Origin of the sequence: Arthrobacter sp. E3 (assembly GCF_017353415.1) — a bacterium.
Classification (GTDB): domain Bacteria; phylum Actinomycetota; class Actinomycetes; order Actinomycetales; family Micrococcaceae; genus Specibacter.
This window is the reverse complement of the sequence record NZ_JAFMPX010000033.1, coordinates 11,938-38,752: the sequence shown is the minus strand read 5'-3', so window position 1 is coordinate 38,752 and position 26,815 is coordinate 11,938. Positions and strand designations below refer to the sequence as shown.

General features: G+C 62.4%; 21 protein-coding genes and 3 pseudogenes. 19 read left to right on the top strand and 5 right to left on the bottom strand.

All coding sequences use genetic code 11. From position 1 onward, the window contains the following. Positions 1-115: 115 nt before the first annotated feature. Positions 116-724, bottom strand: a pseudogene (locus JMA46_RS13300) (amino acid transporter); the annotation flags it as partial. 252 nt (positions 725-976) lie between these two features. Between JMA46_RS13300 and speB the strand changes: the two are divergent. The 7 genes from speB to JMA46_RS13265 all read left to right on the top strand — a co-directional run bounded on the left by speB (position 977) and on the right by JMA46_RS13265 (position 8,532). Further along, positions 977-2,056, top strand: coding sequence for an agmatinase (gene speB / locus JMA46_RS13295; protein WP_207345828.1), 1,080 nt, complete (start codon positions 977-979; stop codon positions 2,054-2,056). 89 nt (positions 2,057-2,145) lie between these two features. Further along, positions 2,146-3,774, top strand: coding sequence for a thiamine pyrophosphate-binding protein (locus JMA46_RS13290; RefSeq protein WP_210768743.1), 1,629 nt, complete (start codon positions 2,146-2,148; stop codon positions 3,772-3,774). A gap of 65 nt (positions 3,775-3,839) precedes the next feature. Further along, positions 3,840-4,469, top strand: a complete 630-nt coding sequence (locus JMA46_RS13285) for a hypothetical protein (protein ID WP_207345827.1) — start codon at positions 3,840-3,842, stop codon at positions 4,467-4,469. A gap of 71 nt (positions 4,470-4,540) precedes the next feature. Further along, the gene (locus JMA46_RS13280; protein WP_207345826.1) at positions 4,541-5,257 is read left to right on the top strand and encodes a DUF4336 domain-containing protein; all 717 of its coding nucleotides are present in this window, start codon (positions 4,541-4,543) and stop codon (positions 5,255-5,257) included. An 11-nt stretch (positions 5,258-5,268) separates the two neighbouring features. Beyond that, positions 5,269-6,522, top strand: a complete 1,254-nt coding sequence (locus JMA46_RS13275) for an FAD-dependent oxidoreductase (protein WP_207345825.1) — start codon at positions 5,269-5,271, stop codon at positions 6,520-6,522. Then, on the top strand, positions 6,519-7,322 hold the full coding sequence (locus JMA46_RS13270) for a GNAT family N-acetyltransferase (RefSeq protein WP_207345824.1): 804 nt from the start codon (positions 6,519-6,521) through the stop codon (positions 7,320-7,322). Before JMA46_RS13275 ends, JMA46_RS13270 begins: the two co-directional genes overlap by 4 nt. Before the next feature lie 271 nt (positions 7,323-7,593). Next, positions 7,594-8,532 carry a serine hydrolase domain-containing protein gene (locus JMA46_RS13265; RefSeq protein ID WP_207345823.1) on the top strand — a complete coding sequence of 313 codons (939 nt, stop codon included), beginning with the start codon at positions 7,594-7,596 and terminating at the stop codon, positions 8,530-8,532. A 146-nt stretch (positions 8,533-8,678) separates the two neighbouring features. On the opposite strand, the pseudogene JMA46_RS13260 reads toward JMA46_RS13265, so the two are convergent. After that, positions 8,679-9,128, bottom strand: a pseudogene (locus JMA46_RS13260) (Clp protease N-terminal domain-containing protein); the annotation flags it as partial. 523 nt (positions 9,129-9,651) lie between these two features. On the opposite strand from JMA46_RS13260, the gene JMA46_RS13255 reads away from it, so the two are divergent. The 8 genes and pseudogenes from JMA46_RS13255 to JMA46_RS13220 all read left to right on the top strand — a co-directional run bounded on the left by JMA46_RS13255 (position 9,652) and on the right by JMA46_RS13220 (position 18,591). Continuing rightward, positions 9,652-9,906, top strand: a complete 255-nt coding sequence (locus JMA46_RS13255; protein WP_207345821.1) for a hypothetical protein — start codon at positions 9,652-9,654, stop codon at positions 9,904-9,906. Positions 9,907-10,160: 254 nt separating this feature from the next. Continuing rightward, positions 10,161-10,811 carry a TetR family transcriptional regulator gene (locus JMA46_RS13250; RefSeq protein ID WP_207345820.1) on the top strand — a complete coding sequence of 217 codons (651 nt, stop codon included), beginning with the start codon at positions 10,161-10,163 and terminating at the stop codon, positions 10,809-10,811. Positions 10,812-10,813: 2 nt separating this feature from the next. Next, a pseudogene (locus tag JMA46_RS17250) lies at positions 10,814-11,689 on the top strand (TIGR01777 family oxidoreductase); the annotation flags it as partial. Between the two features lie 586 nt (positions 11,690-12,275). Further along, on the top strand, positions 12,276-14,306 hold the full coding sequence (locus JMA46_RS13240; RefSeq protein WP_207345819.1) for a DUF5107 domain-containing protein: 2,031 nt from the start codon (positions 12,276-12,278) through the stop codon (positions 14,304-14,306). A 217-nt stretch (positions 14,307-14,523) separates the two neighbouring features. Then, on the top strand, positions 14,524-15,231 hold the full coding sequence (locus tag JMA46_RS13235; protein WP_207345818.1) for a FadR/GntR family transcriptional regulator: 708 nt from the start codon (positions 14,524-14,526) through the stop codon (positions 15,229-15,231). Then, positions 15,228-16,196 (top strand): asparaginase, encoded by a 969-nt coding sequence (locus JMA46_RS13230; protein WP_207345817.1) that lies wholly within the window; start codon positions 15,228-15,230, stop codon positions 16,194-16,196. The genes JMA46_RS13235 and JMA46_RS13230 overlap by 4 nt, the downstream gene beginning before the upstream one ends. 115 nt (positions 16,197-16,311) lie before the next feature. Next, positions 16,312-17,745: an aspartate ammonia-lyase gene (locus JMA46_RS13225; protein WP_207345816.1), complete on the top strand. Its 1,434-nt coding sequence runs from the start codon at positions 16,312-16,314 to the stop codon at positions 17,743-17,745. A 129-nt stretch (positions 17,746-17,874) separates the two neighbouring features. Next, positions 17,875-18,591, top strand: coding sequence for an FMN reductase (locus JMA46_RS13220; protein ID WP_207345815.1), 717 nt, complete (start codon positions 17,875-17,877; stop codon positions 18,589-18,591). Positions 18,592-18,602: 11 nt separating this feature from the next. Here the strand turns inward: JMA46_RS13220 and JMA46_RS13215 are convergent, their stop codons facing one another. Next, positions 18,603-19,658 (bottom strand): hypothetical protein, encoded by a 1,056-nt coding sequence (locus JMA46_RS13215; protein ID WP_207345814.1) that lies wholly within the window; start codon positions 19,656-19,658, stop codon positions 18,603-18,605. A gap of 165 nt (positions 19,659-19,823) precedes the next feature. On the opposite strand from JMA46_RS13215, the gene JMA46_RS13210 reads away from it, so the two are divergent. From JMA46_RS13210 to JMA46_RS13195, 4 genes are all read left to right on the top strand, one after another. Beyond that, a complete protein-coding gene (locus JMA46_RS13210) occupies positions 19,824-20,645 on the top strand; it encodes a TetR/AcrR family transcriptional regulator (RefSeq protein ID WP_207345813.1) in 822 nt (273 codons plus the stop codon). 38 nt (positions 20,646-20,683) lie between these two features. Continuing rightward, positions 20,684-21,418, top strand: coding sequence for a hypothetical protein (locus tag JMA46_RS13205; protein WP_207345812.1), 735 nt, complete (start codon positions 20,684-20,686; stop codon positions 21,416-21,418). Between the two features lie 62 nt (positions 21,419-21,480). Continuing rightward, entirely contained in the window at positions 21,481-24,468 is a 2,988-nt protein-coding gene (locus JMA46_RS13200) for a glycoside hydrolase family 2 TIM barrel-domain containing protein (RefSeq protein WP_247647295.1), read from the top strand. A 105-nt stretch (positions 24,469-24,573) separates the two neighbouring features. After that, positions 24,574-25,398: an SDR family NAD(P)-dependent oxidoreductase gene (locus tag JMA46_RS13195; RefSeq protein ID WP_207345810.1), complete on the top strand. Its 825-nt coding sequence runs from the start codon at positions 24,574-24,576 to the stop codon at positions 25,396-25,398. On the opposite strand, the gene idi is transcribed toward JMA46_RS13195, so the two are convergent. Together idi and JMA46_RS13185 are read right to left on the bottom strand one after the other, a co-directional pair. After that, the gene (gene idi / locus JMA46_RS13190; RefSeq protein ID WP_207345809.1) at positions 25,388-25,936 is read right to left on the bottom strand and encodes an isopentenyl-diphosphate Delta-isomerase; all 549 of its coding nucleotides are present in this window, start codon (positions 25,934-25,936) and stop codon (positions 25,388-25,390) included. The two genes, JMA46_RS13195 and idi, sit on opposite strands and share 11 nt — an antisense overlap. 64 nt (positions 25,937-26,000) lie before the next feature. Continuing rightward, the gene (locus JMA46_RS13185; RefSeq protein ID WP_207345808.1) at positions 26,001-26,777 is read right to left on the bottom strand and encodes a thermonuclease family protein; all 777 of its coding nucleotides are present in this window, start codon (positions 26,775-26,777) and stop codon (positions 26,001-26,003) included. Between the last annotated feature and the right edge of the window lie 38 nt (positions 26,778-26,815).

Genomic DNA, 26,815 nt, shown 5'->3' with positions numbered 1-26,815 from the left:
CTACCATTTTTCGGCAGGCTTTCTCTTGGCGGTCCACTCCGGCAGCGTCGCCGCCCTTGTCTTGGGACTGTCTCGTGTAGATCGCCGTCTTCGTCATTTAGTAAGCGTAGCAGTTGACAAGCGGGACGGCGATGCTGATCGCCTCCTTGAAGCCGCGCAGGAACACTGCGGCCAAGGCTGCGATCAAAACGAGTGTGATGAGGATGTTTTGGCCGTGCAGGAAGGCTGGTGCGAAAGGGTTCTCAATGACGTGTGCAGTGGCGTCGGCGCTGGAGAGCGTGATGGTGATCATGAAGTCGGTGGCGGCGAAACCCAACAGCGCCAAGACAAAGAACTTCCCCCACCAGCGCGGGAGAAGGCGTTCAAGCATGGCGATGGACCCGGCGCCGTGCGGGCTTTCCCGGGCGACACGCTTGTACACCGGAAGTGCGCCGAACAGTGTCACCAGCACCAGCACAATGGTGGCCAAGGGTGCCAGCACGCCTGCGGCCAGCGCAGCGATGGCCGGCTGATAGCCCAGCGTGGAGAAGTAGTCCAGACCAGTCAGGCACATGACCCTCCACCATGAGTGGGGCTTATGGTCCGGTGATGGCCGTCCGTGCGGGCCTTGTCGCTTGCCGGCACTTTCCGGCATCCCTTCAAGCAGCCATTGGCGCAGGGCTGCCTTTCCTTTGAGCTTCCCGTTCGCTCCGGGTTCGAAGGGAGCTTTGGCGAGGGTTGTCACGGGAGGCCTTTCGTTTCAGCGCCGTCCATTGGCGGCACATGGAGACTAGCACCAGTGCGTCGCGAAAGAGCCTGTCTTGACGAAATTCTTACGCTGCCTTGCTGCAGCGTGTTCATGCGCATGGAATGGGCTGCCCTCAACTCAAGGTATCCACTATGAAACTTTTGGTTCACATTAGGCAACATCGGTTGTACTATGGTGAACAACTGCACGGATGTGACGCAGGTCAACTGTCTAGAAATGAGGACATCCATGAAAGAGCTCCGCATCGAAGCCAACGGTAACCTTGGCCCTATCGACTCCTCCAGGATCCCGCGCTATGCGGGTGCCGCCACGTACGCACGCCTCCCGAGACTGGACCAAGTGGCGAAAGCCGACGTCGCCGTCGTCGGTGTTCCCTTTGACAGCGGCGTCTCCTACCGACCGGGTGCTCGGTTTGGTGCGAACCACGTCCGTGAGGCTTCCCGGCTGCTGCGTCCCTATAATCCGGCGTGGGATGTTTCACCCTTTGAAAATTGCCAGGTGGCGGACGCCGGCGACATGGCCGTGAACCCGTTCAACATCAACGAGGCCATCGAAACCATCCAGGCGAACGCCCTTGATCTGACCGCCGGCGGCTCGAAGCTGCTGACCATCGGCGGGGACCACACCATCTCGCTGCCGCTGCTGCGCGCCGCTGCCGAACGTGCTGGCGAGCCCATCGCCATGCTGCACTTTGACGCACATCTGGACACGTGGGACACCTACTTCGGCGCCGAATACACCCACGGCACCCCGTTCCGCCGAGCTGTGGAGGAAGGCCTTCTGGACACTGAAGCGATCTCGCATGTGGGAACGCGCGGCCCGCTCTACGGCAAAAAGGACCTCGACGATGACCACCGCTTCGGCTTCGGCATCGTCACCAGCGCCGACGTCTACTACCAGGGCGTGCTGGAAACCGTGGCGAAAATCCGCGACCGCATCGGCAAACGGCCCCTCTACATTTCCGTGGACATCGACGTCCTGGACCCTGCACATGCACCCGGCACCGGCACACCTGAAGCTGGCGGCATCTCCAGCCGCGAACTCATCGAGATCATTCGCGGCTTCCGCGGCATGAACCTCGTTGGCGCGGACATCGTCGAAGTTGCCCCCGCCTATGACCACGCCGAAATCACCGGCATCGCCGCCAGCCACGTCGGTTTTGAGCTGGTGACGCTCATGGCGGACAACCATGTGGCCGGCGATCGTTTCGGTGAGCCCAACGGCTATGCGCCGCAAGCCCTCGATGCCGAAGAACGACGCCGGCCAGCCGGGTTCGCGCCGTCCGGAACCGAAGGCGGTGCCAAGTGAATCCCCAGATACTCCCTGACCTCGCAAGCTCCGCAGCGGACCTCTCACAGGCGGAGGCCCCTGACGCACCCCAGCGCAACGGCGGGGACCTGGTGGTGGAAACCCTCTCCGCCCTCGGCGCCAAAACCGTTTTCGGCATCCCCGGCCAGCACGCCCTGGGCTTGTTTGACGCACTGAGCCGCTCACCGCTGCATTTCGTCTCCTCCCGCGTGGAAAACAACTCGGCTTTCGCAGCCGACGGCTACTCCCGGGCCACGGGCGAAGTGGGTGTGCTGTTCCTGTCCACCGGCCCCGGCGCCTTGACCGCGTTGGCTGGGTTGCAGGAAGCATACGCAACCGGCGTTCCCATGATCGTGATCGCCAGCCAGATCCCGCTAGAAGGATTGGGCGCCCGGCGCAAGGGCATGCTGCACCAGCTCGATGACCAAAAGGCATCGGCTGCCAATGTGAGCAAGAGCCAACGCCTCATCCAGCACGCCTCCGGCATCCCCTCAGCCATTCAGGACGCCTGGACGGAAGCCGTCTCCTCCCCGCAGGGCCCGGTGTGGGTTGAAGTGCCGCAAAATGTGCTGCTTGACCCCATCTTTGTCCCGGCCGTGGAAGATGCGCTCGCCGAACCCTTCGACAACCCGCCGCGCGTCGAGCTTGTCCGTGAAGCCGTGAAATGGCTCAAGGATGCCGTGCGCCCCGCCATCGTGGCAGGCGGCGGTGTGCGTCGAGGGAAAGCCGAAGAGCCGCTGTTGGCCATCGCTGAGAAGCTCAACGCGCCCGTGGTGTGCACCCCTGGTGGCAACGGCGCTTTCCCTTGGGATCATGAGTTGTCGCTGCAGTCGTGGGTTGAAGACAGGCACGTCACGGAAGTTCTTGAGGACGCCGACGTGCTGGTGGTCATCGGTTCATCGCTGGGGGAGGTGTCAAGCAACTACTTCACCATGGAGCCGCGCGGGCGCATCATCCAGATCGACGCCGAGCCGCGGGTGCTTGAATCCAACCGACCGGCGCTGGGCATCCGGGCCGACGCCGGACAGGCGTTGCGTGCGCTCAACGATGCCTTGGATTCGTCCTTGAGCGCGGACGCGGATTGGCATGGGACCCGCCCGGCCGAGATCGTGAAGCAGACTTTGGCGAAAGTGCAGGCCCGTCTTGACGTGCAGGACCTGGCACTTGAGCGCACGTTCATGGCGGATATCCGCGCGGCCGTCCCGGATGACATGCAGACGTTCTGGGACATGACTATTTCCGCCTATTGGGGTTGGAGCTGCTGGGATTCACGCGACGGTGAATTCCACTCCGCCCAAGGCGCCGGCGGCCTGGGCTACGGCTTCCCGGCAGCAATTGGCGGGGCGCTGGGGCTGCAAAGCCAAGGCAAACCCGCCCGCGTGCTGGCGGTGGCCGGCGACGGCTCAGCCATGTACTCCATCGCCGAACTTGCCACGGCCAAGCAGCACAACGCACCCGTCACGTGGCTCATTGTCGATGACGGCGGATACGGCATCCTGCGCGAGTACATGGTGGACTCCTTCGGCAAGGCAACCCACACCGAGCTGACCCGACCAGACTTCGTGAAACTCGCGGAGTCGTTCGGGGTTCCGGCACAGCGCGTGAAACCCGAAGATGTGGGGGACGCGCTAAAGGCAGGCTTTGCGGGGGACGGGCCGAACGTCGTCGTGGTTGATGTGTTGCTGAAGATGTTCGGGCCCACGCACCTGAACCTCTAACCACCGCCGCTGGGCCGGTCACCGGCTCGGCGGCGGGGGTAGACAAGTCTCCTAGACTGGTGGGCATGGCCATTCTTTATGATGCAGAACTGACCCCCTCCAAGTCCGAGCTCCTGAGCCAGTGGCTGCCGAGCCAGCCGTGGTTTGCCGGGGATGCGGGCGAGCTGGAACTTCTCGGCGCGTTCCGCTTTGACGATCCGGCTGGCGAGGTGGGCGTGGAAACGCACCTGCTCCGCGTGGGGGAGCGAACGTACCACGTCCCGCTGACGTACCGCGGAGCCCCCTTGTCCGGGGCGGAGGAATTCCTCATCACCACCATGGAGCATTCGGTTTTGGGGACGCGCTGGATCTATGACGCCACAGCGGATCCCGTCTATGTCGCCGAGCTTGCGGCTGCTCTGCTTACCGGCAAGCCGCAGGTGCAACAAATGCTGGTGACAGGAGATTCGCTGGAGCGGCTGCCGGAATCAGCTTGGATCAGCAGTAGCGCAACGTCCGACGCCGGCCTGCCGGAGTTCAGCGCCGGCGTCCCGGCCACCACGGGCACCGTCACGAGCATCGCGGCTGGTCCGCTGAACTTTGCCGTGCTGCGTGAGCTGGATACCAGCGGGGCGCTCCCGCGTGAGGCTGCATTGACCGTCACGTGGGACGGCCAAACGACGCCAGTTGTGATCGCGGCAGCCGTCACCGCTTAAGCCACCGCTTAGGAGCAGCCTGGCAGCCCTTTTCGTGGACTCCGGTCAAGACGGATGGCTACACTGAGGCCATGGTGAGCTTGGAACCGGTGGGCAAGGACCTGTTTGTGGTCAATGGTCCTGTGGTCCGCGACATGGGGGCTCATTTCAACACGCGGATGACGGTGGCCAGGCTGAAGGACGGGTCGTTGTGGATCGCCTCTCCGGTCCAAGTCTCGTTCTCCTTGCTGGCTAAAATCATCGCGCTGGGCCCCGTCCGTTACCTGGTCTCACCAACACCGCGGCACTTTTGGCGCCTGAACGCCTGGCACAAACTGTTCCCCGAAGCCCAAATGTTTTCCAGCCCCATCACGCCCATCACGCTCAAGAAAGGCGAACTGCCGCTGGCTGGCATCTTGGGAGAAACGGACGGCGATTTGTGGGCACCGGATCTGGAACAGGTCCAACTCCGTGGCAGTTCCCTCTTGCAGGAGGCGGTGTTCTTCCATGTGCCCTCACGCACTTTGCTCGTTGAGGACGTCATCCAGATCCACGAGTGCAAGCCAGGAAACCATCTGCGTAACGCCCTGGTGGCACTCGGAGGGGTGAAGGCTCCATGGGGCGGGGTTGGCCGTGACATTCGCTTGACGTTTCGCGACAAGGTTGCAGCGCGGGAGTCCATCGAGCAGATTCTGCAATGGGACTTCGACAAGCTCGTCCTCGCGCACGGGCCCATTGTCACCGAAGCCGCCCGGGAAACCGTCGAGCGGGCATTTGGTTGGCTCAACATCCGCAGTGATGGGAACTAGATGGGGCTGACATGCAGACACAGAATCTGAGCACCACCTGCTGCATTGCCGGAGGCGGGCCGGCGGGCATGATGCTCGGAATCCTGCTGGCCCGCGCAGGCGTCGACACGATTGTGCTGGAGAGGCACGAGGACTTCTTTAGAGATTTCCGTGGCGACACGATCCACCCGTCCACGCTTGATTTGATTGACCAGCTTGGCCTGCGCGAGAAGTTCGACGCCATTGCCCAAAGCGCCATTCAAACCCTGGACATCGTCATTAACGGCAATCGCCTGACTCCGGTCGATTTCTCCCACCTGTCCGGGGCGAACAAATCGATCGCGCTCATGCCGCAGTGGGATTTCCTTTCCCTTCTGGCGGAGGAGGGTGCGAAGTACTCCACCTTCCGCCTGTTGATGGGCACTGACGCCACCGGCCTGATGTTCGACGGCGGACGCGTCTCGGGAGTGCGTGCGAGGACTCCCGTCGGCCTGCTTTCAATAACGGCTGCGCTGACTATTGCAGCGGACGGCAGGGCTTCGACGCTTCGCCACGCGGCGGGGCTGGTCCCGAAGGACTATGGCGTAGCCATTGACGTGCTGTGGTTCCGGTTACCGAAAACAAAAAACAATCCGCCAGACACGCTCGCCTATCTGGACGCAGAGTCGATGATCATCACCATCCCGCGGACCGACTACTTCCAGTCCGGGATGCTAATCCGAAAGGGTGACTTCAAGGGCATCCAGGAGGCTGGACTGGACGAGTTCAGGGCCAGGATCCTGCGGACCGCCCCGTTCCTTGCCGAGGTGGTGTCCTCGCTTGAGCACTGGGACCAGATCAAGCTCCTGACGGTCCAGGTCAATCGGCTGGAGCAGTGGGGCAGGGAGGGCTTCTTATGCATTGGGGACGCCGCCCATGCGATGTCACCGGCGTTCGGGGTGGGCATCAACTACGCGGTCCAGGACGCAGTGGCCAGCGCCAACCTGCTGGTCGGCAGCTTGCGTGCAGGATCGGTGACGGTGGCAGAACTCCAACGTGTGCAAAAACGACGGCTGAAGCCTGTTGCCTGCATGCAGCCGCTTCAACTGATGGTCCACAGATTCATTGGGAAGCCGGGTGGCGGGGCGTTCCTGCGCAGCCCGATGCGCTGGTGGCAACGCGCTGTTGCAGCGGTGGCTCTGCCGGTGGCCCGCCGCGTGACAGGGCGCATTGTTGGGCGTGGTTTCCGCCCGGAACGCATCGAACCAGAGCTGGATCCCCGATCTTCCGCAAGAATGGATAGATGAGCGACAACGATTCCCAAAAGCGGGTCCAATTCCTGGCGGCCTACGACGAACAACTGCGCACCGATGCGGAGACACCGAGCGCCATCAAGGTCATTGTGCAAGGTCCGCTGCGTTTGGTGACGTTCATGAACGGACGAGGATTCATCACCTACAAGAACCTTGGTGGAGCCGATCAGGCTGCCATCCAACGGCTCGTTCCAGAAGCGATGGCGTACTACCAGTGCGACTCTGAGATCACCCGTGTCGAGTGGAAGACCCGTGGACACGATCATGCCCCTGGACTGCATGAGGCCTTGCTCGACAACGGCTTCATCCGGGACGAGCAGGAGTCGATCATGATCGGTGAAGCGTCGGCACTTGCCGTTGACGTTCCACTGCCTGAGGGTGTGACGTTGCGGCAGGTCATGGAAGAATCAGACGTACGCGCGATGAGCGCCATGCAGGATGAGGTCTTTGGCGACCCGGTCTCCGATGACATGGCGGAAGCGCTGCTGAGGCGGCTCGCGATCGACCCCGGGATGGAGTTGTGGGTGGCCGAAGTCGAGGGACGGATCGTGACGGCAGGACGTCTGGAGCTGGTTGCAGAGACGAAATTTGCCGGGATCTGGGGCGGTGCCACTCGTGAGGAGTGGCGTGGGCGCGGAATCTACCGTGCATTGACGGCAGCCCGCGCGCGCTCAGCTCTCACCCGCGGCAAGCTGCTGATTCACAGCGACTCCACCGAATTATCACGTCCCATCCTGGAGCGTTCCGGACTCCTGAAAGTGTCAACAACCACCCCCTATTACTGGAAGCGATGAAGCCAGCGATTTTTGTTGGGTATTGCACACGCCCGGGTTTAGTCTGAAAAATACGTCATGGGATGCGTATTGACCCGGTTCGCTCGCAAGGCGACCCAGCGGATGTCGGAAGGATCGAGCTGTGAAGACTACCGTAATGGCGATGTTTGCGGCAGTTGCATTGTTAGCCGTATCGGGGTGCACGGCACCAACAACTGGCGGCAGCACGCCGTCGGCCTCGGCCAGCTCAGAACCCAACAGTTCAAAGCCGACATATGCGAAAATCTTACAGATGGAAATTCCAGAGCTGCTGAAAGCCAACGCAATCCCAGGCGCAGTGATACTGATCAAAGCACCCAAACAAGGCGATTGGTCAGGGGCATTCGGCACAGCCGAGATTGGAAAGCAGGTACCCATATCTGTTTCCGACTACATTCGGATCGGCAGCCATACGAAGCCGATGACCGCAACGGTGATCCTGCAGTTGTTCCAGGAAGGCAAGTTGAAGCTGGATGACCCGATCTCGAAGTTCCGCCCGGATGTGCCCAACGGTGAAAATATCACCATCGCACAACTGGCCAATATGCGCAGCGGGCTTTTCAGCTACACGTTTGACGCTGGATTCAATGCCACCATGGACAATGACCCGCACAAAGTGTGGACGCCCGAAGAACTCCTCGCCGTCGCCTTTTCACACCCCGCGGAAGCGCCTCCCGGGCAGAAATATGACTACAACAACACCAACTTTGTTTTGCTTGGACTGGTCATTGAGAAAGTTACGGGCATGTCGGCCGCCGAGGCGTTCCAGAAGCGAATCTTCGAGCCTCTCGGGCTCACTCACACTTCCCTGCCAGCCAACACGGATTCCACAATTCCCACACCGCATGCCCAGGGCTACCAGTTCGGCACGAACGTTCAGACCATCGACTCATACGCTGTTCCCTCGGCCCAATTGCCTGCGGCACTTGACGGCAGCCTCAAGCCTCGCAACCAGACAGACACCAATCCGTCTTGGGCCTGGACAGCATCCAGCCAAGTGACCCCAGCCAGCCGAACGGTGTTGGCTATGGGTTTGGCGTGGCCCAGCTGGTCCCTGGAGTGCTCGGACATGCGGGGCAAATCCCCGGTTATGCAACGTTTATGGGCTACGACACCAACAACGGTGACACCATCATCGTCGGGACCAATCTCTCGGCTTCTGCGAACAGTGGTGAAAACGCGTCAGTGGTAGTTGCCAAGTCGGTATTTGCGGCACTGCACGGTTCAGTAGATCCTTCAGGAGGGAGCCAGATTTCGCCGAGTGACACGGCTTCTTCCACCGCTGGGTGATTGTTTTAGGAGCGGTTGCTTTCAGTCGTCGTTACTTTCAGGAGTCGTGGGTTCCTCGCCCAGGTAGCCGGAGAGCAACTGTATGACTCGCTGGCGAACCGCGTTGGGATCGGCGTGAAGCTTGGCGAGGACCTCGACTGCAACACCTTCGCCGGCACGGATCAGACCCAGCAGGATGTGCTCAGTGCCAATGTAGTTGTGGCCCAGCAACTGCGCCTCGGCTAGGGCGAGCTCCAACACCAATTTGGCGTGCTGCGTGAACGGGATGGCTCCATCGGGGGACGGCTGGCCCTTCTCAACGAGCTCATTTACCTGTTCATGGACACGATCCAATGAAACATTCATGGATTCCAGCGCCTTCGCTGCAATGCCGTTTCCTTCACGGATGAGGCCAAGAAGGATGTCCTCCGTGCCGAAGTGCTGGTGGTTGAGTTCGCGGGCTTCCACTTGGGCCAACACCACAACACGTCGGGCAGGGTCGGTAAATATCTCAAACATTTCGCCACACTCCTCGCCAATCCCTACTCTGATGCTACGCAGTATTTGGCGGCAGCGGGCATTTTTCCTGTTTCGAGGTTCGCCTGCACACAGTGCATTGCCAAACCGGCCGCGGTGATGAGTCTAGGCGCCCGCCGTTCTCCGAGGGTGCGTCTCTGCCATGCCAAGGGCAATCCTTGCGGCGGGCCAACACCCTCAGGTAGATTGCGCTCCACGACCTGCCACATGTCGATTCTGCTCGACGGTTTTGGTGCCGGGCCGGAACATTTTCGGTCCGATCCGAGGCGGGTGGGAGACTGACTGACGGGTTCGACGCCGCTTGCGTCCAGGCACGTGCGGCTCCGGCGAGCGGCTCTTCGACGGCATCGAAACGTTCGGGTTCGAGCCGGTCGAGGTGCTGCCTTCGCCGCTGGCAACACACATCCGCTACCGCCGGGAGAACTGAGCGCTGGAGGCATCCGCAGCATAGCCCTTGAATGCCACGAAAGCTGCGCAATGGGCTGGGCGACAGGAGCCAGCGGGCTTGTGCGCCGATCTCTTCTCGGCAGCACCCCACCGAGGAACCTTCTGTGGCATAGCTACCGCGGCCTTCGCGATGGCCGTGGCCATCATCGTCAGCAACCTGAACGTCGACCCGGAAGTGGTGTCCAGCGATTCCATGGGCCTGGGGCTGCTTGGCTTCTTGTTCTTCTTCATATCGGCAGCCAGCGCCTATGTCGACTTGCTTCCAAGGGCCGAGCTGGACTTCCCTGACGCACCAAGGCCAGATACGGAATAGCAGCGCTAGATTGCGGCCGTGGCACGCCCCCACTCGCTGGCCTTGACGCATGCTTGGTGGAGTTCAGAGGATGGAGCGTCCTGGAAGCATTCGGAGACGTCCCACACCCGTGGAGTGCCGCAACGGGTCCAGTACCGGTGCAACCCGCCACTGGCATGTAGCGTTTCGCTCACAATCCCCTCGGTACATTTGAACATGTTCAAAAAGTGTGCTCAACTAGAAACTGAACACGTTCAAAAACAAAGGATGCAGCGATGGATGGCAAGAGTGCACAAACCAAGGCCAAGGTACTGGATGCCGCTCTTGGCATGTTCCGCAGCCAGGGGTTCGCGAAGACCACCATGCGCGCCATCGCCGCGGAAGCTGGAGTGTCATTGGGCAGCGCCTACTACTACTACGCATCCAAGGATGAACTGGTTCTTGAGCTCTACCGCGAATCCGTCGTAGAACAGAGCACAGCGGCCTCACTGGCCATGCAAGGCAACAGCGGTTTGGGAAACAGGATCAAGCTGGCCATGCATGCAGGCATTGATGCGCTCACCCCGTACCACGGCTTCGGCGGCACCTTCATTTCCAGTGCACTGCCGCCGCAGTCGGCGGTGAATCCCTTCGGCGAGGCGTCGGCGGAAGTGCGGGAGGCGGCCGTCGGACTTTTCAGTGAAGCGGTGGACGGGGCCAAGATTCCGGCCTTCCTGCGCGCCCAGCTGCCCGAACTCCTGTGGCTCGCCTACATGGGTGTGGTGCTGTTTTGGGTGTACGACAGTTCGGCCAACCAGCGCCGCACCCGGACCCTGATTGACGGAGCCGCGCCGCTGATCGCCAAGCTGGTCTCCTTCTCCCGGCTGCCAGTGGTCAAGCCACTGGTGGAGGAAGCGCTGGCGCTGAAGGACAAGGTGCAGGGGTGAAAATCGGTGCAGTCGTGAAAACAGTCGTCATCGCCGGGGCCTCGGGCTTCATTGGCACGCATTTCCGCCGCCAATTCGCCGACGCCGGGTGGAGGGTGCGCACGGTGGGCCGTTCGGGCGATGCCGTCTGGGGCGATACCGCGGCCATCACTGCTGTACTTGACGGCGCGGACCTGCTGCTCAACCTGGCCGGAAAATCCGTCTCGTGCCGCTACACCCCGGCCAACACAGCGGAAATCATCCGGTCCCGCAACGAGACAACCGCAGAGCTGGGCCGTGCCGTCGCCGCATGCGCCCAGCCACCCCGTGACTGGTTCAACGCCAGCACCGGCACCATCTACCGAGACGCCCGGGACTACCCACAAGACGAGTACGACGGCGAACTCGGCTCCGGCTTTTCCGTCGACGTCGCGCGGGGCTGGGAAGAAACGCTCGCCGCCGCGGAGGCGCCGAAAACACGCAGGATTCCGCTGCGCATCACCATCGTCCTGGGCTCCGACGGCGGCGTGATGCGTCCGTTCAACAATCTGGCACGCCTGGGGTTGGGTGGCAGGATGGGCGACGGAGGGCAAAAGTTCAGTTGGGTCCACGTCGAGGACGTGTTCCGTGCCGTGCTGTTCCTGCACGAACACCGTGAGATCACCGGACCCGTCAATATAGCGGCTCCCGAGGTCGTGACAAACGCGGCACTGATGTCCGCTGTGCGCCGGACAAACCGTGCTCCATTGGGGTTGCCCACCCCGGCGTGGCTGCTCACAATGGGAGCCGTGTTGATCCGCACGGAAACCGAACTGGTGCTGAAAAGTCGCTGGGTAGCGGCTAAGAAACTTCAAGACGCAGGATTCTCCTGGAAGCATCCCGACCTGAACGGTGCGCTGGCAAACGCCAAAGCAGACCGTTTCAGCATGAGCTACGGAGTGCCGGCGCTGCTTCTTGGATGGCTGTGCACCTTCGCGTTGTTTTGCTTGGGGCTGGCGTTGACCGCTGCCGTGTCCCCGCTGGACACCGGGCTGGGCTGGTATTTCCTACCGGTGGCGCTGATCTACGGATTCCCGGTCGCTGTAGTCCTGGGCCTGCCCCTGGCAATACTTATTGCTTGGCCGCTGCGTCGGGTACGCAACCAGCGTCTCCACGTCTTGGCGTTTGCCGCGGTGCTGGGCTCAGTCATGGCCGCGCTGCTGATCATCAGCTCTCGCGGCGAGATGCTGACCAGCGGTACGTCCCTGCTCATCGGCTTGGGGTTGGTTGCGCTGGTAGCCGGTTGCGGCGCCCTCGGCCGGGCCAGTGTCATGAACCTGGTGGAGCGCCGGAACCCGGAGCTGGAGGAAAGGCACGAAACCGACTCCATGTGCCTAATCCGATAGGCTCGTTTGGGGAATGCCACCATTCCCGGCCGCTCCCGCGTTGTGCCCAACCATGGGCAAACAGCGTGGTCCGGCCATCTGACTGTGATTGGAACACCGCATGGGCACCGCCTCCTCCATAACGCTCACCACCTGTGTCATTGAGCTCGCTGAGCTTGGCCGGGATTCGCCGCTGCCGTCAGTCCAACCGTTGCTGGAGCCGCCGTATGTTGTGGGGGATGGAATCCCGGCCGAGATTTCATCCGGCGTGCGTTGGGGCAAGGTGAACAATGTTTATCCCTACCCCATGCAGGAGAGCTACACGCGAGAGGTCAGCGCAACGGAACTGACCGCCGTCGTGCTGGAAAATGACAAGGTGAAGGCCACGTTTTTGCCGCAGCTGGGAGGCCGGCTCTGGGAACTGACCGACAAAGCCACGGGCAAGGAGCTCCTGCACACCCAGGACCGCATCCACTTCGCGAACTTTGCGCTGCGCAACGCATGGTTTGCCGGCGGCATCGAGTTCAACATTGGCACGCGTGGGCACTCCACAACCACCAATGTTCCCCTGCATTCAGCCATTGTGCGCACTCCGGAAGGCCAGGAAGTGCTGCGCATGTGGGAATTCGATCGGCTGCGCGAAGTGGTGTTCCAGATCGATGCGTGGCTGCCGGAGGATTCACCCGTCGTATTCGTCGCCGTGCGCATCCGCAACCCCAATGACAAAACCGTGCCCATGTACTGGTGGACGAATGCCGCCATCCCGCAGACACCTCAAACCCGTGTGATCGCCCCGGCCACGCACGCCTATGCCACCGACTACGACGGCTCCATGGCCCGCGTTGACCCCACAAAATTCCAGGGCCTGGACGCTACCTGGCCGGCGCGCAACACCCACGCAGTGGACTTTTTCTTTGACCTCGCCCCGGAAGAACGCCGCTGGGAAGTGGCTGCCGATGCCGACGGCGACGGGCTCGCACTGGTTTCCTCCGCCCAGCTACGCGGGCGCAAGCTCTTCGTGTGGGGCGAGAGCCTGGGCGGGCAGCGCTGGCAGGAATGGCTGTCGCCGAGCGTTTCGGGCGAGCCGCGGCAGTATGCGGAAATTCAGTCAGGGTTGGCGCAGACCCAGTTTGAGCACGTCCCCATGCCTGCGGGTGCCAGTTGGCAATGGGTGGAAGCATATGGCAACGCTGCACTGGACCCCGCGCTCGCAGGCGCTCAGTGGAGCGCCGCCGTGGCCCATGGGGCGCAGCGCGTTGAGGCTTTGGTGTCGGAGCAGGCCATTGCCAAGGCCTTGGACGACGCCGTAGCATGGGCCGATTTGCCGCCGTCGGAAATGGTGGTGGCCGGCAACGGGTGGGGTGCTTTGGAACGGGAGCGCCGCCAGCACGCGGACCTGGACTGGCTCGATGAAACAGGGACGCCGTTTGGTCCGGAAACGCTCACAGCTGAGCAGGGTCCGTGGGCGGAACTGCTGCGTGCCAACGAGGGCATTGTTGAAAAGCCCTTTGAGGCAACAGCGGGAGAAGTGCCCAGCCAGCCGTTTGGTGGGGCGGCGTCCTTCGTCAGGGGCCTGGACTGGGAGGACCTTCTCACGGCTGGGCGCAACAACAGTGCTGAGGGCGCCTTCCACCACGCCGTCATGGTGCAGGCGAGGGCGTCCGCCGGTGCTGGTGATCAAGCGGTGGTGGCCAAGTTGTACCGCCAAGCGCTGGAGGCAACATTTGCCGCAGGGGAGCCGCTGAGTGTGCGGAGCCGCGCGCTGTCGCACCGCGGCCTGGGGTTGGCGTTGTTGGCGGCCGATGACACTGCCGGCGGCTTGGCAGAACTGGCCGCCGCCTGCGCGTTGGAGGGGGAGTGCCGCGAGTTGTTGGTGGAGGCCGTGACGTTGGCGTTGGACAACGGTGCCCCGCAATTGGCGCAGGAGTTGTTGGGCCGGGCCCCGGAGCCATTGGCTGGCCTTGGGCGGGTTCGCTTCCTCCAGGCCAAGGCCCATGCGGATTTGGGGGAGCGCGATGCCGCTGCCGCCATTCTGAAATCAGGAGTGGAGGTCGTTGACCTGCGTGAAGGCGTCAACGCACTCCACGAGCTGTGGCAACAAGTATGCCCGGACGAGGAAGTGCCCGCGGAATACCAGTTCAGCATGCACTAACCCGGCCTCTACCTTCCGCCCTAACCGACGCTCCCGCGCATTCGGGCCGGTGACTACCGACGCTCCTGCAGCTTTAGGGGTTAAGTCCAGAACGCTCATGCACTTGGGTGCGGGAGCGTTGGGAAAAATGCCCCGAAAAGTGCGGGAGCGTCGTTCGTGTGGCGGCGGCGCGGGGAAACCCTTGACAGCGATCCGTGGGGCATGCCATGCTTTTTAGATGAACCTGTCAGACAGCTGGACAGCCGGACAAGGACAAATTGTTCGTGTCAGCGCCGCAGAAGCGGTATTCAAGACCATCCGCTCGGCCATTGAGTCGGGCGAATTGAGTGTCGGCGCCAAGCTGAGTTCTGAGGCTGCACTGGCACAGCAGTACGGTGTGAGCCGCTCCGTGGTCCGCGAGGCCCTGCGCTCCTGCACAGCCCTAGGCCTGACGGAAACACAAACCGGGAAGGGCACCTTCGTGGTGGCCAACCGCGCTTCCAGCGATCTGCTGCTGGGAAAGTTTTCAGCACGCAGCCTCATGGAGGCCCGCCCACACATTGAAATCCCCGCAGCCCAGTTCGCCGCGGCCCGCCGCACTGAGGAACAGCTCGAGCAGATGCGGGCCATCGTCGAACGAATGACAGAGGAAAGCGACCCTGAAGCTTGGGTCAGCCTGGACGCGAGCTTCCACGGCGCCATTGCAAAGGCCAGCGGCAACGGCGTCTTCGAAAGGGTTGTCAATGACATCCGGGATGCCATGGTGAACCAGTCCGAAACCATCAACATGATCACCGGCCGGGCGCACCAGTCGGACCTTGAGCACCGGCTCATCCTCGACGCCATTGCAGGGGGCCGTGCCGCAGAGGCAGGCCTCGCCATGGCCGGGCACCTGTCCGCAGTGGATGCAGCACTGACCACCATCACGGGAGCACAAACAGCATGACCGTCAATGAATTTCCGCACCATGCCCCTCTCGCCGTGCAAACCCGCGGCGAGCTCGTGGAAAGTGTCCACTATGGCTCACTGGTGGCCGTGGATCCCGCCGGGAAGGTGCTGCTGAGCCGCGGCGAACCCACGGCTCGTATATACCCGCGCTCGGCGCTGAAGCCGCTCATCGCCGTCGCACTTCTGCGCGCAGGGCTGCAGCTGCCGGCAGAACAGCTGGCACTGGCCGCGGCAAGCCATTCGGGCTCGGCCGTCCACCAGCAAATTGCCACACAAATACTGGCCGGGGCGGGCCTTGATGAGAGCGCCCTGGGCAACTCCACGGACCTGCCCTACGGCGTGGCCGAACGGCAGGCATGGCTGCGTGCAGGCCACGGCCCCACCCACCTGGCGCAAAACTGCTCGGGCAAGCACGCCGCCTTGCTCGCTACCTGCGTGCTCAACGGCTGGCCGATCGAAGGCTACCTTGACCCGCGACACCCGCTGGCTGCGCTGATCCGCACCACTGTGGCGGAACTGACGGGTGAAACCATCACTGCGGTCAGCACCGACGGCTGTGGGACCGAGGTGTTCGGGCTATCCCTGACCGGGCTGGCCTGCGCCTTCGGCAAGCTCACTACGGCCCCCAAGGGCACGGCCGAGTACGACGTCGCCGCCGCCATGCGGTCCCATCCCACCACCGTTGCTGGTCTGGACCGAGACGTCACGGCGTTGATGCAGGCCGTGCCCGGCCTGCTGGCGAAAGACGGCTTCGAGGGCATCCAAGCCATAGCCCTGGCTGACGGGACCGCCTTTGCGCTCAAGATTTCCGACGGCGGCGACCGGGCCCGCATGCCAGCTGCAGTCCCAGCACTCTTGGCCTTGGGTGTTGACTCTGAACTGCTGGCATCTTTCAACCACCTGCCCGTGTACGGCGGGGGCCATCCAGTCGGCGAACTTCGCGGACTTCCGCTGACTGGCTGACCCGCTGACCGGCCACCTGAAGCCACATCTGAACCAACACGTTACGTAACTCATTTAGCGCCACGATTTTCAGCGCCGTCATTTCAACGCCGCAATGACTCACCCAAGGAGAACCATGAGCGAGACCCCGTCTACAGAACCCGTTTCCGAACCGACTGCCGTCCGCAGGGAACACGACCTGATTGGTGACCGTGACGTTCCGGCGGACGTCTACTGGGGAGTCCACACGCTGCGTGCCGTGGAGAACTTCCCCATCTCCGGGACCCCGCTGAGCAGCAACACGCACCTGGTCAACGGCCTTGCCATGGTGAAGCAGGCCGCAGCCCAGGCCAACCATGAACTGGGACTCCTTGACGATGTCCGTGCCGGGGCCATCATCAGGGCCTGCCAGGAAATCATTGCGGGGGAATTGCATGAGCAGTTCGTGGTGGACGTCATCCAGGGTGGTGCCGGGACGTCGTCGAACATGAACGCCAATGAGGTCATCGCCAACCGTGCGCTGGAAATTTTCGGCCACCAGAAGGGCGAGTACCAGTACCTGCACCCCAACGATCACGTCAACCTCAGCCAATCCACGAACGACGTGTACCCGACGGCGGTCAACGTAGCCACCATTTTCGGGACGAAGTCGCTCGTGGTCGCCATGGAGTATCTGTGTGATGCCTTTGCTGCCAAGGCCGTGGAATTCCGTACCGTGGTGAAGATGGGCCGCACGCAGTTGCAGGACGCCGTGCCCATGACACTCGGCCAGGAATTCAACACCTATGCCGTGACGATGGGCGAGGACCGGGCACGCGTGGCCGAATCCAGCCTGCTGGTCCACGAGATCAACCTCGGCGCCACGGCCATCGGTACCGGGCTCAACGCGCCGCTCGGCTATTCGGAACTGGCCTGCCGGCATCTGGTGGAAATTTCCGGACTGCCACTGACCACGTCCGTGGACCTGATCGAGGCAACGAGCGACGTCGGCGCTTTCGTCCACCTCTCCGGCGTGCTCAAGCGCGTGGCCGTGAAGCTGTCCAAAATCTGCAACGACCTGCGCCTGCTCTCCTCCGGCCCCCGTGCCGGCTTTGGTGAGATCACGCTGCCAGCCGTCCAGGCAGGGTCCTCCATCATGCCCGGCAAGGTGAACCCGGTCATCCCGGAGGTTGTGAACCAGGTGGCGTATGAAGTCATCGGCAACGACGTCACCATCACCATGGCCGCAGAGGGCGGGCAGCTGCAGCTCAACGCCTTTGAGCCCATCATTGTGCACAGCCTGACCAAGAGCATGCGCCACCTCGAGGCCGCCTGCTACACGCTGGCTGACAAGTGCATCCGCGGCATCACCGCCCATGAGGACAAGTTGCGTGCACAGGTGGAACAGTCCATCGGCCTTGTCACGGCACTGAGCCCACGCCTGGGCTACGCCACCTCCACGGCCATTGCCCTGGAGGCACTGTCCAGCGGCCGAGGCGTTGCGGAACTCGTCCTGGAGCACAAACTGCTCACCGCTGAACAGCTCAATGAATTGCTCCGCCCGGAGCACCTGGCCAACATGGGCGACTAAAACTGGTCAGCAGGCAACCATCTGGCTAGTCAAGGTCACCTGCCCGGCGGGAATAACGTCAGTGCTGACTCTGTTGACACCATTAGATGCAAACGCATGAATACTGCGTTAGCTTTTCAAGGAGTCTCCATGCAGCGCACCATTGTTGTAATTTCCGCCGGGCTTGGCGTTCCCTCCACCACGCGCATGCTCGCCGACCAGCTGGCTGCGGGGGTCCTTGCACGCCTGACCCAGCAGGGGATCACGGCCGTGCTTGATGTGATTGAACTGCGAGACTACGCCACCGACATCGCCAACAACATGGTGACCGGCTACGCGGGCCCCGCCTTGGTCCAGGCCATCGAACGGGTGGCCGCGGCCGACGCCATGATCGCCGTGACCCCCACCTTCAGCGCCTCTTATTCGGGGCTCTTCAAATCATTTTTCGACATCCTTGACCCGAAATTCCTTGACGGCATGCCCGTCCTTTTTGGCGCCACAGGCGGGTCCGCGCGCCATTCGCTGGTGCTGGAGATGGCCATCCGCCCGCTGTTCAGCTATCTGCGCGCCAACACCATGCCCACCGCTGTGTACGCCTCACCCGAGGACTGGGGCGGTTCCGGCAGCAACCCGCTGGAGGCGCGCATTGGGCAGGGAGCTGCTGAATTAGCCGCCGTCCTGAGTGCACGCCCACTGCGAAGTACGACGTCGGAACCCGGCACCGCGGCGTCGGACGGTGCCGCTGGGCTGGGGCTGGGGCTGGGAGGCGGAGTGCCCGGGCACCGGGACAAGCGGGCCCGGCACGAGGCAGAAATGATGACCTCGCTGCCGTTCGAGGAATTGCTGGCGCAAACCCGCCGCCGCTAGACTCGCCGCCGCTAGAAGATGGGCTGCACCGGCTTGGACGTCAGCGGCGGTGGATCAAGATTCTCAAGCACCACTGTCAGCGCCGTGCGGTAAATCTCGGGATGGATTTCCGGGCTGGCATGGCCGGTGTCGGGAACCTCGTAGACGAAGTGCCGGTTGCCGGGCATGAGCGCCTCCCAGCCGCGGATGGCTGAGGAAGCGTCGACAATGAAATCGTCGGGGTCGTAGATCATCCCGATCCCGGTGCTGGCTGGAACCTTGCCGTCATATTGTTCAGGGAAGGCCAGCAGGAAGGTTGCTTGCGTGGTGCTGAGCATCAATGAGTTGTTGTCCGGGTCAAGTGAGCTGGAAATGCCGCTGCGGGCCGCTTGGTACATGCCCTGACCGTTGGGGTTGGCCAGTCCGCCCCACAATCCGGCACCGATCCGGCCCAGCAGGCCCAAATAGGGAACCACTCTTCCGGCGAGAGATATGTACTGTTTGCCTGGGTCTTCAACGTCTGCCACATTGCTGGGGCTGGACCCCATCACAATCAGGGTCACGGCGGTGCCCGTTTGCGCAAGCAGGGAGGCGAGCACCGCGGCGGCCATGCCGCCGAAACTGTCGCCATAAAAGTAGACGGTGTCGATCTTGCGTTCATAGACGTCCCGCTGGATCGCGATGAACAGTTGGGCAATGTCAATGCCTTCATTGGAGTAGCCGATGAACGACGCCGGTGCGCGCTCGTTCATGGCGGGCTGCAGCGCGGAGAGCTTTCTGCCAGCGTCGCGGTAGCTGACCCGGAAGCCGCCGAGCAGGTACCAGGTCTTGCCGGGGAAGCGCAGCGCAGCCGTTCGGTTTTCCTCATTGTCTGGAGTGCTGATCCGATATTGACTGCGCTCGGTCAGGATCGCATCTGCGGCAATGTTGGCCTTGAACGCGGTGGTGACGGCGGCTGCGCCCATGGTCAGGAAGAACAGTCTGCGCGGCATGTCGGGAATCTGGCGTGGTGGTTTTGCAAGAGGGGAAGGCTGTTCCGAGCCGTCGTCCTGTTGCAGCTTGCTGTCATCGGCTGTGCTGGTTGTCATGAGGGATCACTCATATTCTTGCACGCTTTCAAGCTCTTGAACGGCCTGTGCCCGGCAAACGTTACCGGATGGTACGCGGCACACATTGCCGCCCGCCGGAGCCTGAAGACGCAGCAATTAGGGGCAACCATCAGAGCGTAAAGTGCTGTCGTCTAGACTCGGTGGATGAGGACTCAGGGCGCCAAAGGCGCCGCGCCGGAACCGGCGAAGCCAACCCAAGGGGAAATCCTTCCCACGGTGGCCGGGGCGGGGCGCCGTTACTCGGGGATGTGCTCCGCTGACCGCGTATTGGAACGGCACGGCCGTCTGATCGAGGCGGGGATCGACGTGTTTGGCACGCTGGGGTACGGGTGCGCAAAAATCAAGACCGTGTGCCAACGCGCCGGTTTGAGTGAACGATACTTCTACGAGTCCTTCGAATCCCGTGAAGACCTTCTCGCCACCATCTATGACCACCTGGCGGCCGTGCTGCTGGAGGAGCTCAAGACCGCTTTCAACGACCCGGCCAGGGACCTTGTGTCGTCGATCAAGGCTGGTACCGGCGAGGTGGTGCACTTCATGCTGGACGACCCCCGCCACGTCAGGATCCTTCTGGTGGAAATGGTCGGGGTTTCGGACCAGCTGGAGTCCATGCGCCACCGATCACTGAACGACTTTGCCGACGAAACCATGAACAAGCTGCTGCTGCTCTGTGAAACGGACCCCAAGGACGCCCGCGAATGGCTGGCTGCGCATCCTGAGGACCAGGGGATGGCCGACATTTTGGACTTTGCCCGGCTCACGGCAGTGTCCGTCGTGGGTGGAGTTAACAACATGCTCCTTGACGCCCTGCAGGGCGGGACCCTGCACAACACCCAGAGGATCATCGACGTCTCCTGCCAACTCATCAGCAACGCCTCCCTGGGCATCCGCGCGCTCCCAGAAAAGCAGCGGCTGAACCCTGCCATCGTGGTGGACCGAGCCCGCCAAGACATGCGCCAGCCGTAGCTATTGGTGGCCATGGGCGGAGGTGACACGATGGAGGCATGCAAGACTTCTGGCAGTTCGTGGGTAGTTACTGGTGGCTGGCCTTCCCTCTGGCCGGCATTCTCGGCGGCTGGGGAAAGGCCGTGAACAGATCCAGCGAACGCCGTCACCAGCGCAAGATCGAGCTGTACAAGCTGCAGCACCCGGAAGTCGCCGGGCTCGACGTTTCATCACCTGCTTGGGATTCCGCACGGGTCAAGGTGCCAGGCAATGGCGAGCCGGGGAAGACGCCGGGCTACACGGAGGCCGATGTGGCCAAGGTGATGGACGAGCATGACGCCGTCAACCGCCAGTGGCTGAGCTACGAACTGGATGTAGCCAAGATGATCGACTTCCCCATGATGAGTGACGTCCGGCAGCCGCTCACAGTAGCGTTTCTACGTGCCAAGCGCGACGCCGACGCCCTCCGTCCGGTGGCTGCGGCGGATGTGGTGGACAAGGGACGCTGGGACGACTACCGCAACGCCGTCAACGCCTATGCGGTGGCGTTTGAAGTCGCGGAAAAGGAAGCCCACAGGGTCAAGGACTCCGCATTTAGCGAGCCGGAACGCCTGCGTCTGAAGACTGCACGCAAGCTGGTGAACATTGCCGAAGATGAGGCCGGCACCGCGTCCGAGCGCCGCACCGCATACACGCGGGCCCGTAAGGAATTGGACGGGTTGATTGTGCTCCCCGACGTCACCATTGCCTCCCTTGAGCAAAAATTGGCAAAAATGCTTGAACCCGGCAGCTAGAGTCACAAGAGTGCCGCCGCAAACCGCCCATCCCTGAGATGTTAAGGATCTCCACTGTGAACATGCTGTCCTCGAACACCAACCTTGCCGCTGGCCCCTACGACTCGATCATGGGGCTCACCAACCCCGGGCCGGGAACGGGTGGATTGCGTCCGCGAGCGCACATGGACCACGGCTTGCCGGTGCTTTCGCTCAACGGCAACTGGCGCTTCAACTATTCGCAGTCGCTGGCTGCGGCACCTGTCGGCATTGAGGCGGAGACGTTCGACGACGGCGCCTGGGACACGCTGCCAGTGCCGTCCAGTTGGAACTTCCATGGACACGGCGCCCCGGCCTACACGAATGTGCAGTTTCCTTTTCCGCTGGACCCGCCCCACGTGCCAGACGCCAATCCGGTGGGGGACCACAGGTTCGTCTTTGACGCTGGCCAAGAGTTCCTGCAGGGCGCGGTGCTGCGTTTCGACGGGCTGGACAACGCTGGAACCGTTTGGCTCAACGGCCAGTTGTTGGGCACCACGCGTGGCTCCAAGCTGGCGCACGAGTTTGAGGTGACCGGCATTGTCCGGGCCGTGGCCAACGTGTTGGTGGTGCGCGTGGCCCAATTCTCCGCATCCAGCTTTTTGGAAGACCAGGATGCTTGGTGGCTGCCGGGTATTTTCCGTGATGTGAGCCTGCTGGCCCAGCCGCAGGCGTCGTTCCGGGACGTGTGCGTGCATGCCGGCTACACCGTTGGGGGCAGCGGAACGCTCAGGGTGGAGATGGATCCGCCGCTGCCGGACGTGGTAGCCGCCATGGCGGGGCTCGGCTTCAGCGAGGTACTGGAATTTGCTGAAACGGATCATGATGAACACGGCGGCGAAACGGGCGTTTCCGCTACTTTCGATGTGGGCCAGGTGGAGCCGTGGAGTGCGGAAGTGCCCACCCTTTACGAGCTGACACTCTCCACGCCACTGCAGACGGTGCGCCTGTTGGTGGGCTTCCGCACCATCACGGTTGAGGACGCACAGATCAAGCTCAACGGGACCCCACTGTTGTTCCGCGGAGTGAACAGGCATGAGCACAACCCGGATTTGGGCCGGGCGGTGCCGCGCGAACAAATGCGCCGTGAGCTGTGCTTGATGAAGGCACACAACATCAATGCGATCCGCACGTCCCACTACCCGCCGCATCCGGTGCTGCTGGACTTGGCGGACGAGCTGGGCTTCTACGTCATTGACGAATGCGACTACGAAACCCACGGCTTTGAGGACGGCGCTTGGGCGGGGAACCCCAGCCAGGAACCCCAATATAGGGAAGCGTTGCTGGACCGGATGGTAAGAACCGTTGAACGGGACAAGAACCACCCGTCCGTCATCATGTGGTCGCTGGGCAACGAGGCTGGCAAGGGCGAGAACCTGCGGGCCATGGCGCAGTGGACCAAGGAACGGGACCCTGAGCGCCTGGTCCACTACGAAGGAGACTGGGCCTGCCCCTACGTTGATGTGTATTCACGCATGTACGCCACCACGGCGGAAGTCGAGTTGATTGGCCGCCAGGAAGAGGCGCCGCTGCCGGACCCGGCGCAGGACGAGCACCGGCGAAACCTGCCGTTCATCCTGTGCGAGTACGTCCACGCCATGGGTAACGGCCCTGGCGGTCTGCAGGAGTATCAGGACCTCTTCGATGCACACCCCCGTTTGCAGGGCGGGTTCGTGTGGGAGTGGATTGAGCACGGCATTCGCCAGCACACCCCGGACGGTGAGGCGTTCTTTGCCTATGGTGGTGACTTCGGCGAGCAGGTCCACGACGGCAACTTCGTCATTGACGGCATGGTCTCGGCCGACTTGGAACCGCGCCCGGGCCTGCTGGACTACAAGAAGGTGGTGGAGCCGCTGGGGCTGGCCGTCTCCGCTGACTGGTGCGAACTTGCCCTCTACAACAAGTATGACTTTTTGGACACCGCGCACTTGGCTTGGACGTGGGCGGTTGCCGGGCCTGAAGGCAAGGTGGCAGGTGGCACGCTGGAGGTGCCTGTGACAGCGGCAGGGGCCAGGGCCGTCGTCGAGCTTTCTGCGGAGATTACCCGGGAACTGGCGCCGGAGCGGGTCTTGACTATCAGCGCAGTACTGGCGCACGAAGCGCCGTGGGCGCCGGCTGGCCACGAGATTGCCTGGACCCAGCAAGGGATCCCTGCTGCCCCGCAGCCGCAGGTGCACACCACCTCCGGCGCTGCCGAGGCCGTGGTTGAGGACGGGGAGCTGCGCTTTGGCCCCGCCACGTTCAGCCTGTCCACCGGTGAACTGAGTGCTTTCAAGTTCGTGCCCGTCAATGGGCCGCGACTGACGCTGTGGCGTGCGCCCACCGACAATGACAACGGCAAGGACCACGCCCTGCCCGGCTCCCCGCGCACCGCCGACACCTGGGAAGCTGCCGGACTGCCTCTTCTGCAAGGGCGGCTGCAGTCAATGACGTACGACGGCGGCGAGCTGGCTGTGCGGGTGCGCTACGGTGTGCCGGTGGCCCGCCAGCATGTGGATGTCGAGTATGTGTGGCGCACCGACGGGACTCTGTTGGAACTGAGTGTCCAGGTCACGCCGAGCGAGGGCTGGGGGCAGTCCTGGCCGCGGGTGGGCTTCGACTTCGAGCTCCCGGGAGGGTTTTCCCAGGCCGCGTGGACCGGGTATGGGCCGGGTCAAAAGTATCCGGATACGGGTATGGCGGCGCAGCGCGGGTGGTTCAGCGCCTCCATGGAAGAACTGCAGGTGCCATACGTCAGGCCGCAGGAAAATGGTGCCCGGGCAGGGGTGTCCAAACTTGTCCTGTCCACTGAGCCGGCGGGCGCGCAGTCCGTGACGTTCCAGAGCGAGGACTTTGCGTTCACGCTCCAGCCCTTCTCACGGCAGGTTCTGACGAATGCCAACCACACCCCTGACCTGGTGGCAGACGGGATCAGCCACCTGACACTGGATGCGGCCGTACAGGGGATTGGCACGGCGTCGTGCGGACCGGGTGTGCTGCCCCGATATCAGCTGGCCCCGGGGCCACTGACTTTCACGGTGGTGCTGGGCTAGGAATGATTGGCTCCGGCTGCCCAGAGGTGATGCCCGGGAATGAGTGCACGACCTCACACGTTGGATTGACTGGGAACGAATACCGTCCGAATGCAAGGAGCAGTCATGTCGCGCACAGTTGTCATTACCGGGGCCAGTGACGGAATCGGTGCGGCTGCGGCAAAAATGCTCGCCTACCCTGGAGATACCCTGGTGGTGGTGGGGCGCTCGCCGGAGAAAACCAAGGCGATTGCACAGGAGCTGGAGTCAGACTATTTCGTCGCCGATTTCGCCGAGCTGGATCAAGTACGCGAGTTGGCTGCAGCCTTGGCACAGAAATACCCGCGCATTGACGTGCTGGCCAACAATGCCGGCGGCATCATGGGCAGCCGGGAAGTCACGGTGGACGGGCACGAGAAGACGTTTCAGGTGAACCACCTGGCCCCGTTCCTGCTCACCTCGCTGTTGATTGACCAGCTGGTGGAAGCCAGGGCAGCTGTCATCAACACCTCCAGCAACGCCCACAGGGTCATGGCCAAATTCAATATTGACGATCTCGACGCCCAGCAGCACTACAGTCCCAATGCCGCGTATGGCAATGCCAAGCTGGCGAACATTCTCTTCACCAAGGAACTGAACAGGCGGTATGGGGACCACGGCGTCAACGCCGTCACTTTTCACCCCGGCGTGGTGGCCACGCACTTCGCCGCGGAATCAACCTGGCTCATGCGCCTCGGATACGCCGGTGTTATGCGCAGGGTCCTGCTCTCCCCGGAACAGGGCGCTGACACGCTGCTTTGGCTTGCCACGACCCTCGCGGGGGAGGATTGGACGCCGGGGGAGTACTACGCAAAGCGCAAGATTGCGAAAACAAGTTCCCTGGCAAATGATGCAGCACTGGCGCGGCAGTTGTGGGAGCGCAGCGAAGTGATGGTGGGGCTCAGTAAGTGAAACGTCCGCCGGTGTAGACACCCTCGGCAAGTTGCTGGACCAGCCACGGGCTGAAGGCAAAAGGCGTGGCCGTCACGGCTTCCTCCACATCCACCAGTTCGCTCCATGCCCAGTCGCACACCTCTGCCGGATTGGGTGAGATGGTTTCGGGGCCCTCATAGGCGGCGGTGAACACGGGGCAGATCTCATTCTCCACAATGCCTGAGGCATCAACGGCCCGGTAACGGAAGTCCGGAAGAGCCGGCTGGATGCCACTGACCGAAATGTTCAGCTCCACTGCGGCGCGGCGGACAATGGCTTCCTGAAAAGTTTCCCCCGGAGCCGGGTGTCCGCAGAACGAATTGGTCCACACTCCCGGCCAAGTCAGCTTCGAAAGGGCACGGCGCGTGAGCAGTGTGCGTCCCTGTGCGTCGATCAGGTGGCAGGAAAATGCCAGATGCAAGGGCGTGTCGGTGGTATGCACCAATGCCTTGTCGGCAGTGCCGATCTCGTTCCCGTTCTCATCCAACAATCTGACCAGTTCAACGTTTTGACCCATGGTGGGACCTACTCCTTTTGCACGTGTCACACCAGTCTATGGTTTCAGGGCCGCCGAGGCGTGATTAGCAAGTGCGCCAAGTCTTTCCGTCCGGTGCATAACAGCGGGGACCGTTGTATCCGGGGTAGGCGCCACCAGTGTCCTGCGCCGGGGGCACATAAGGTGCCGGTGCCGGAGGTACATAGACGGGTGGCAGATCCCGGATGCGTTCGGCCTCTGCCGCGGCTGCTTCTGCCTGAGCTTTCGCAGCCGCTTCCACTCTTTTCTGCTCTTCCGCGGCAGCCTTCGCCGTGGTGATGGTAGGTGTCACCACTGAAATCAGTGAGCTGGTAGCGGCCGCAGTGGAGCCGGCACTGGTTGCAGTCGCAGTTTCCAAGGAATCGCTGACATCTGCGACCTGAGCGGGCAAAGTGCAGCTAATGGATGGGTCGTACAGGCCTCGTGCGCTGGCTTTGGCCTCTTTTTCAGCGTCCTTGACCGGAGGTAGGAACTTCGTATTCTTCCCAATGGCCACGGCGGTGCCGAAGCCAGCACGTGCAATGTCAGCGCTGGCGAAAGTGCTGCCAGGAGTGAAGACGGCAGCCAGTGTGCGATCGTACTTGTCCTTGCGTTCCACGTCGTACTGCAACTTGATTTTGGAACCCACAGGGAGCAAGCCACGCAGGAAGCTGGTGGCCTGCGCACCCAGACATTCGACCGGCTTGTTGGGATCCTTTGTTTCCGGTGTGTCGATGTTCAACAGCCGGATGATTTCATTCTTGCCATGCACGGAAGCCACGAGAGTGTCCCCGTCAGTTATGGACACCACTGTGCCGGTATCTGAACCATCAGTGCTGCACACCTAAACATTCGAAAGAGCCCATTTTTGGGCTCTGCGAA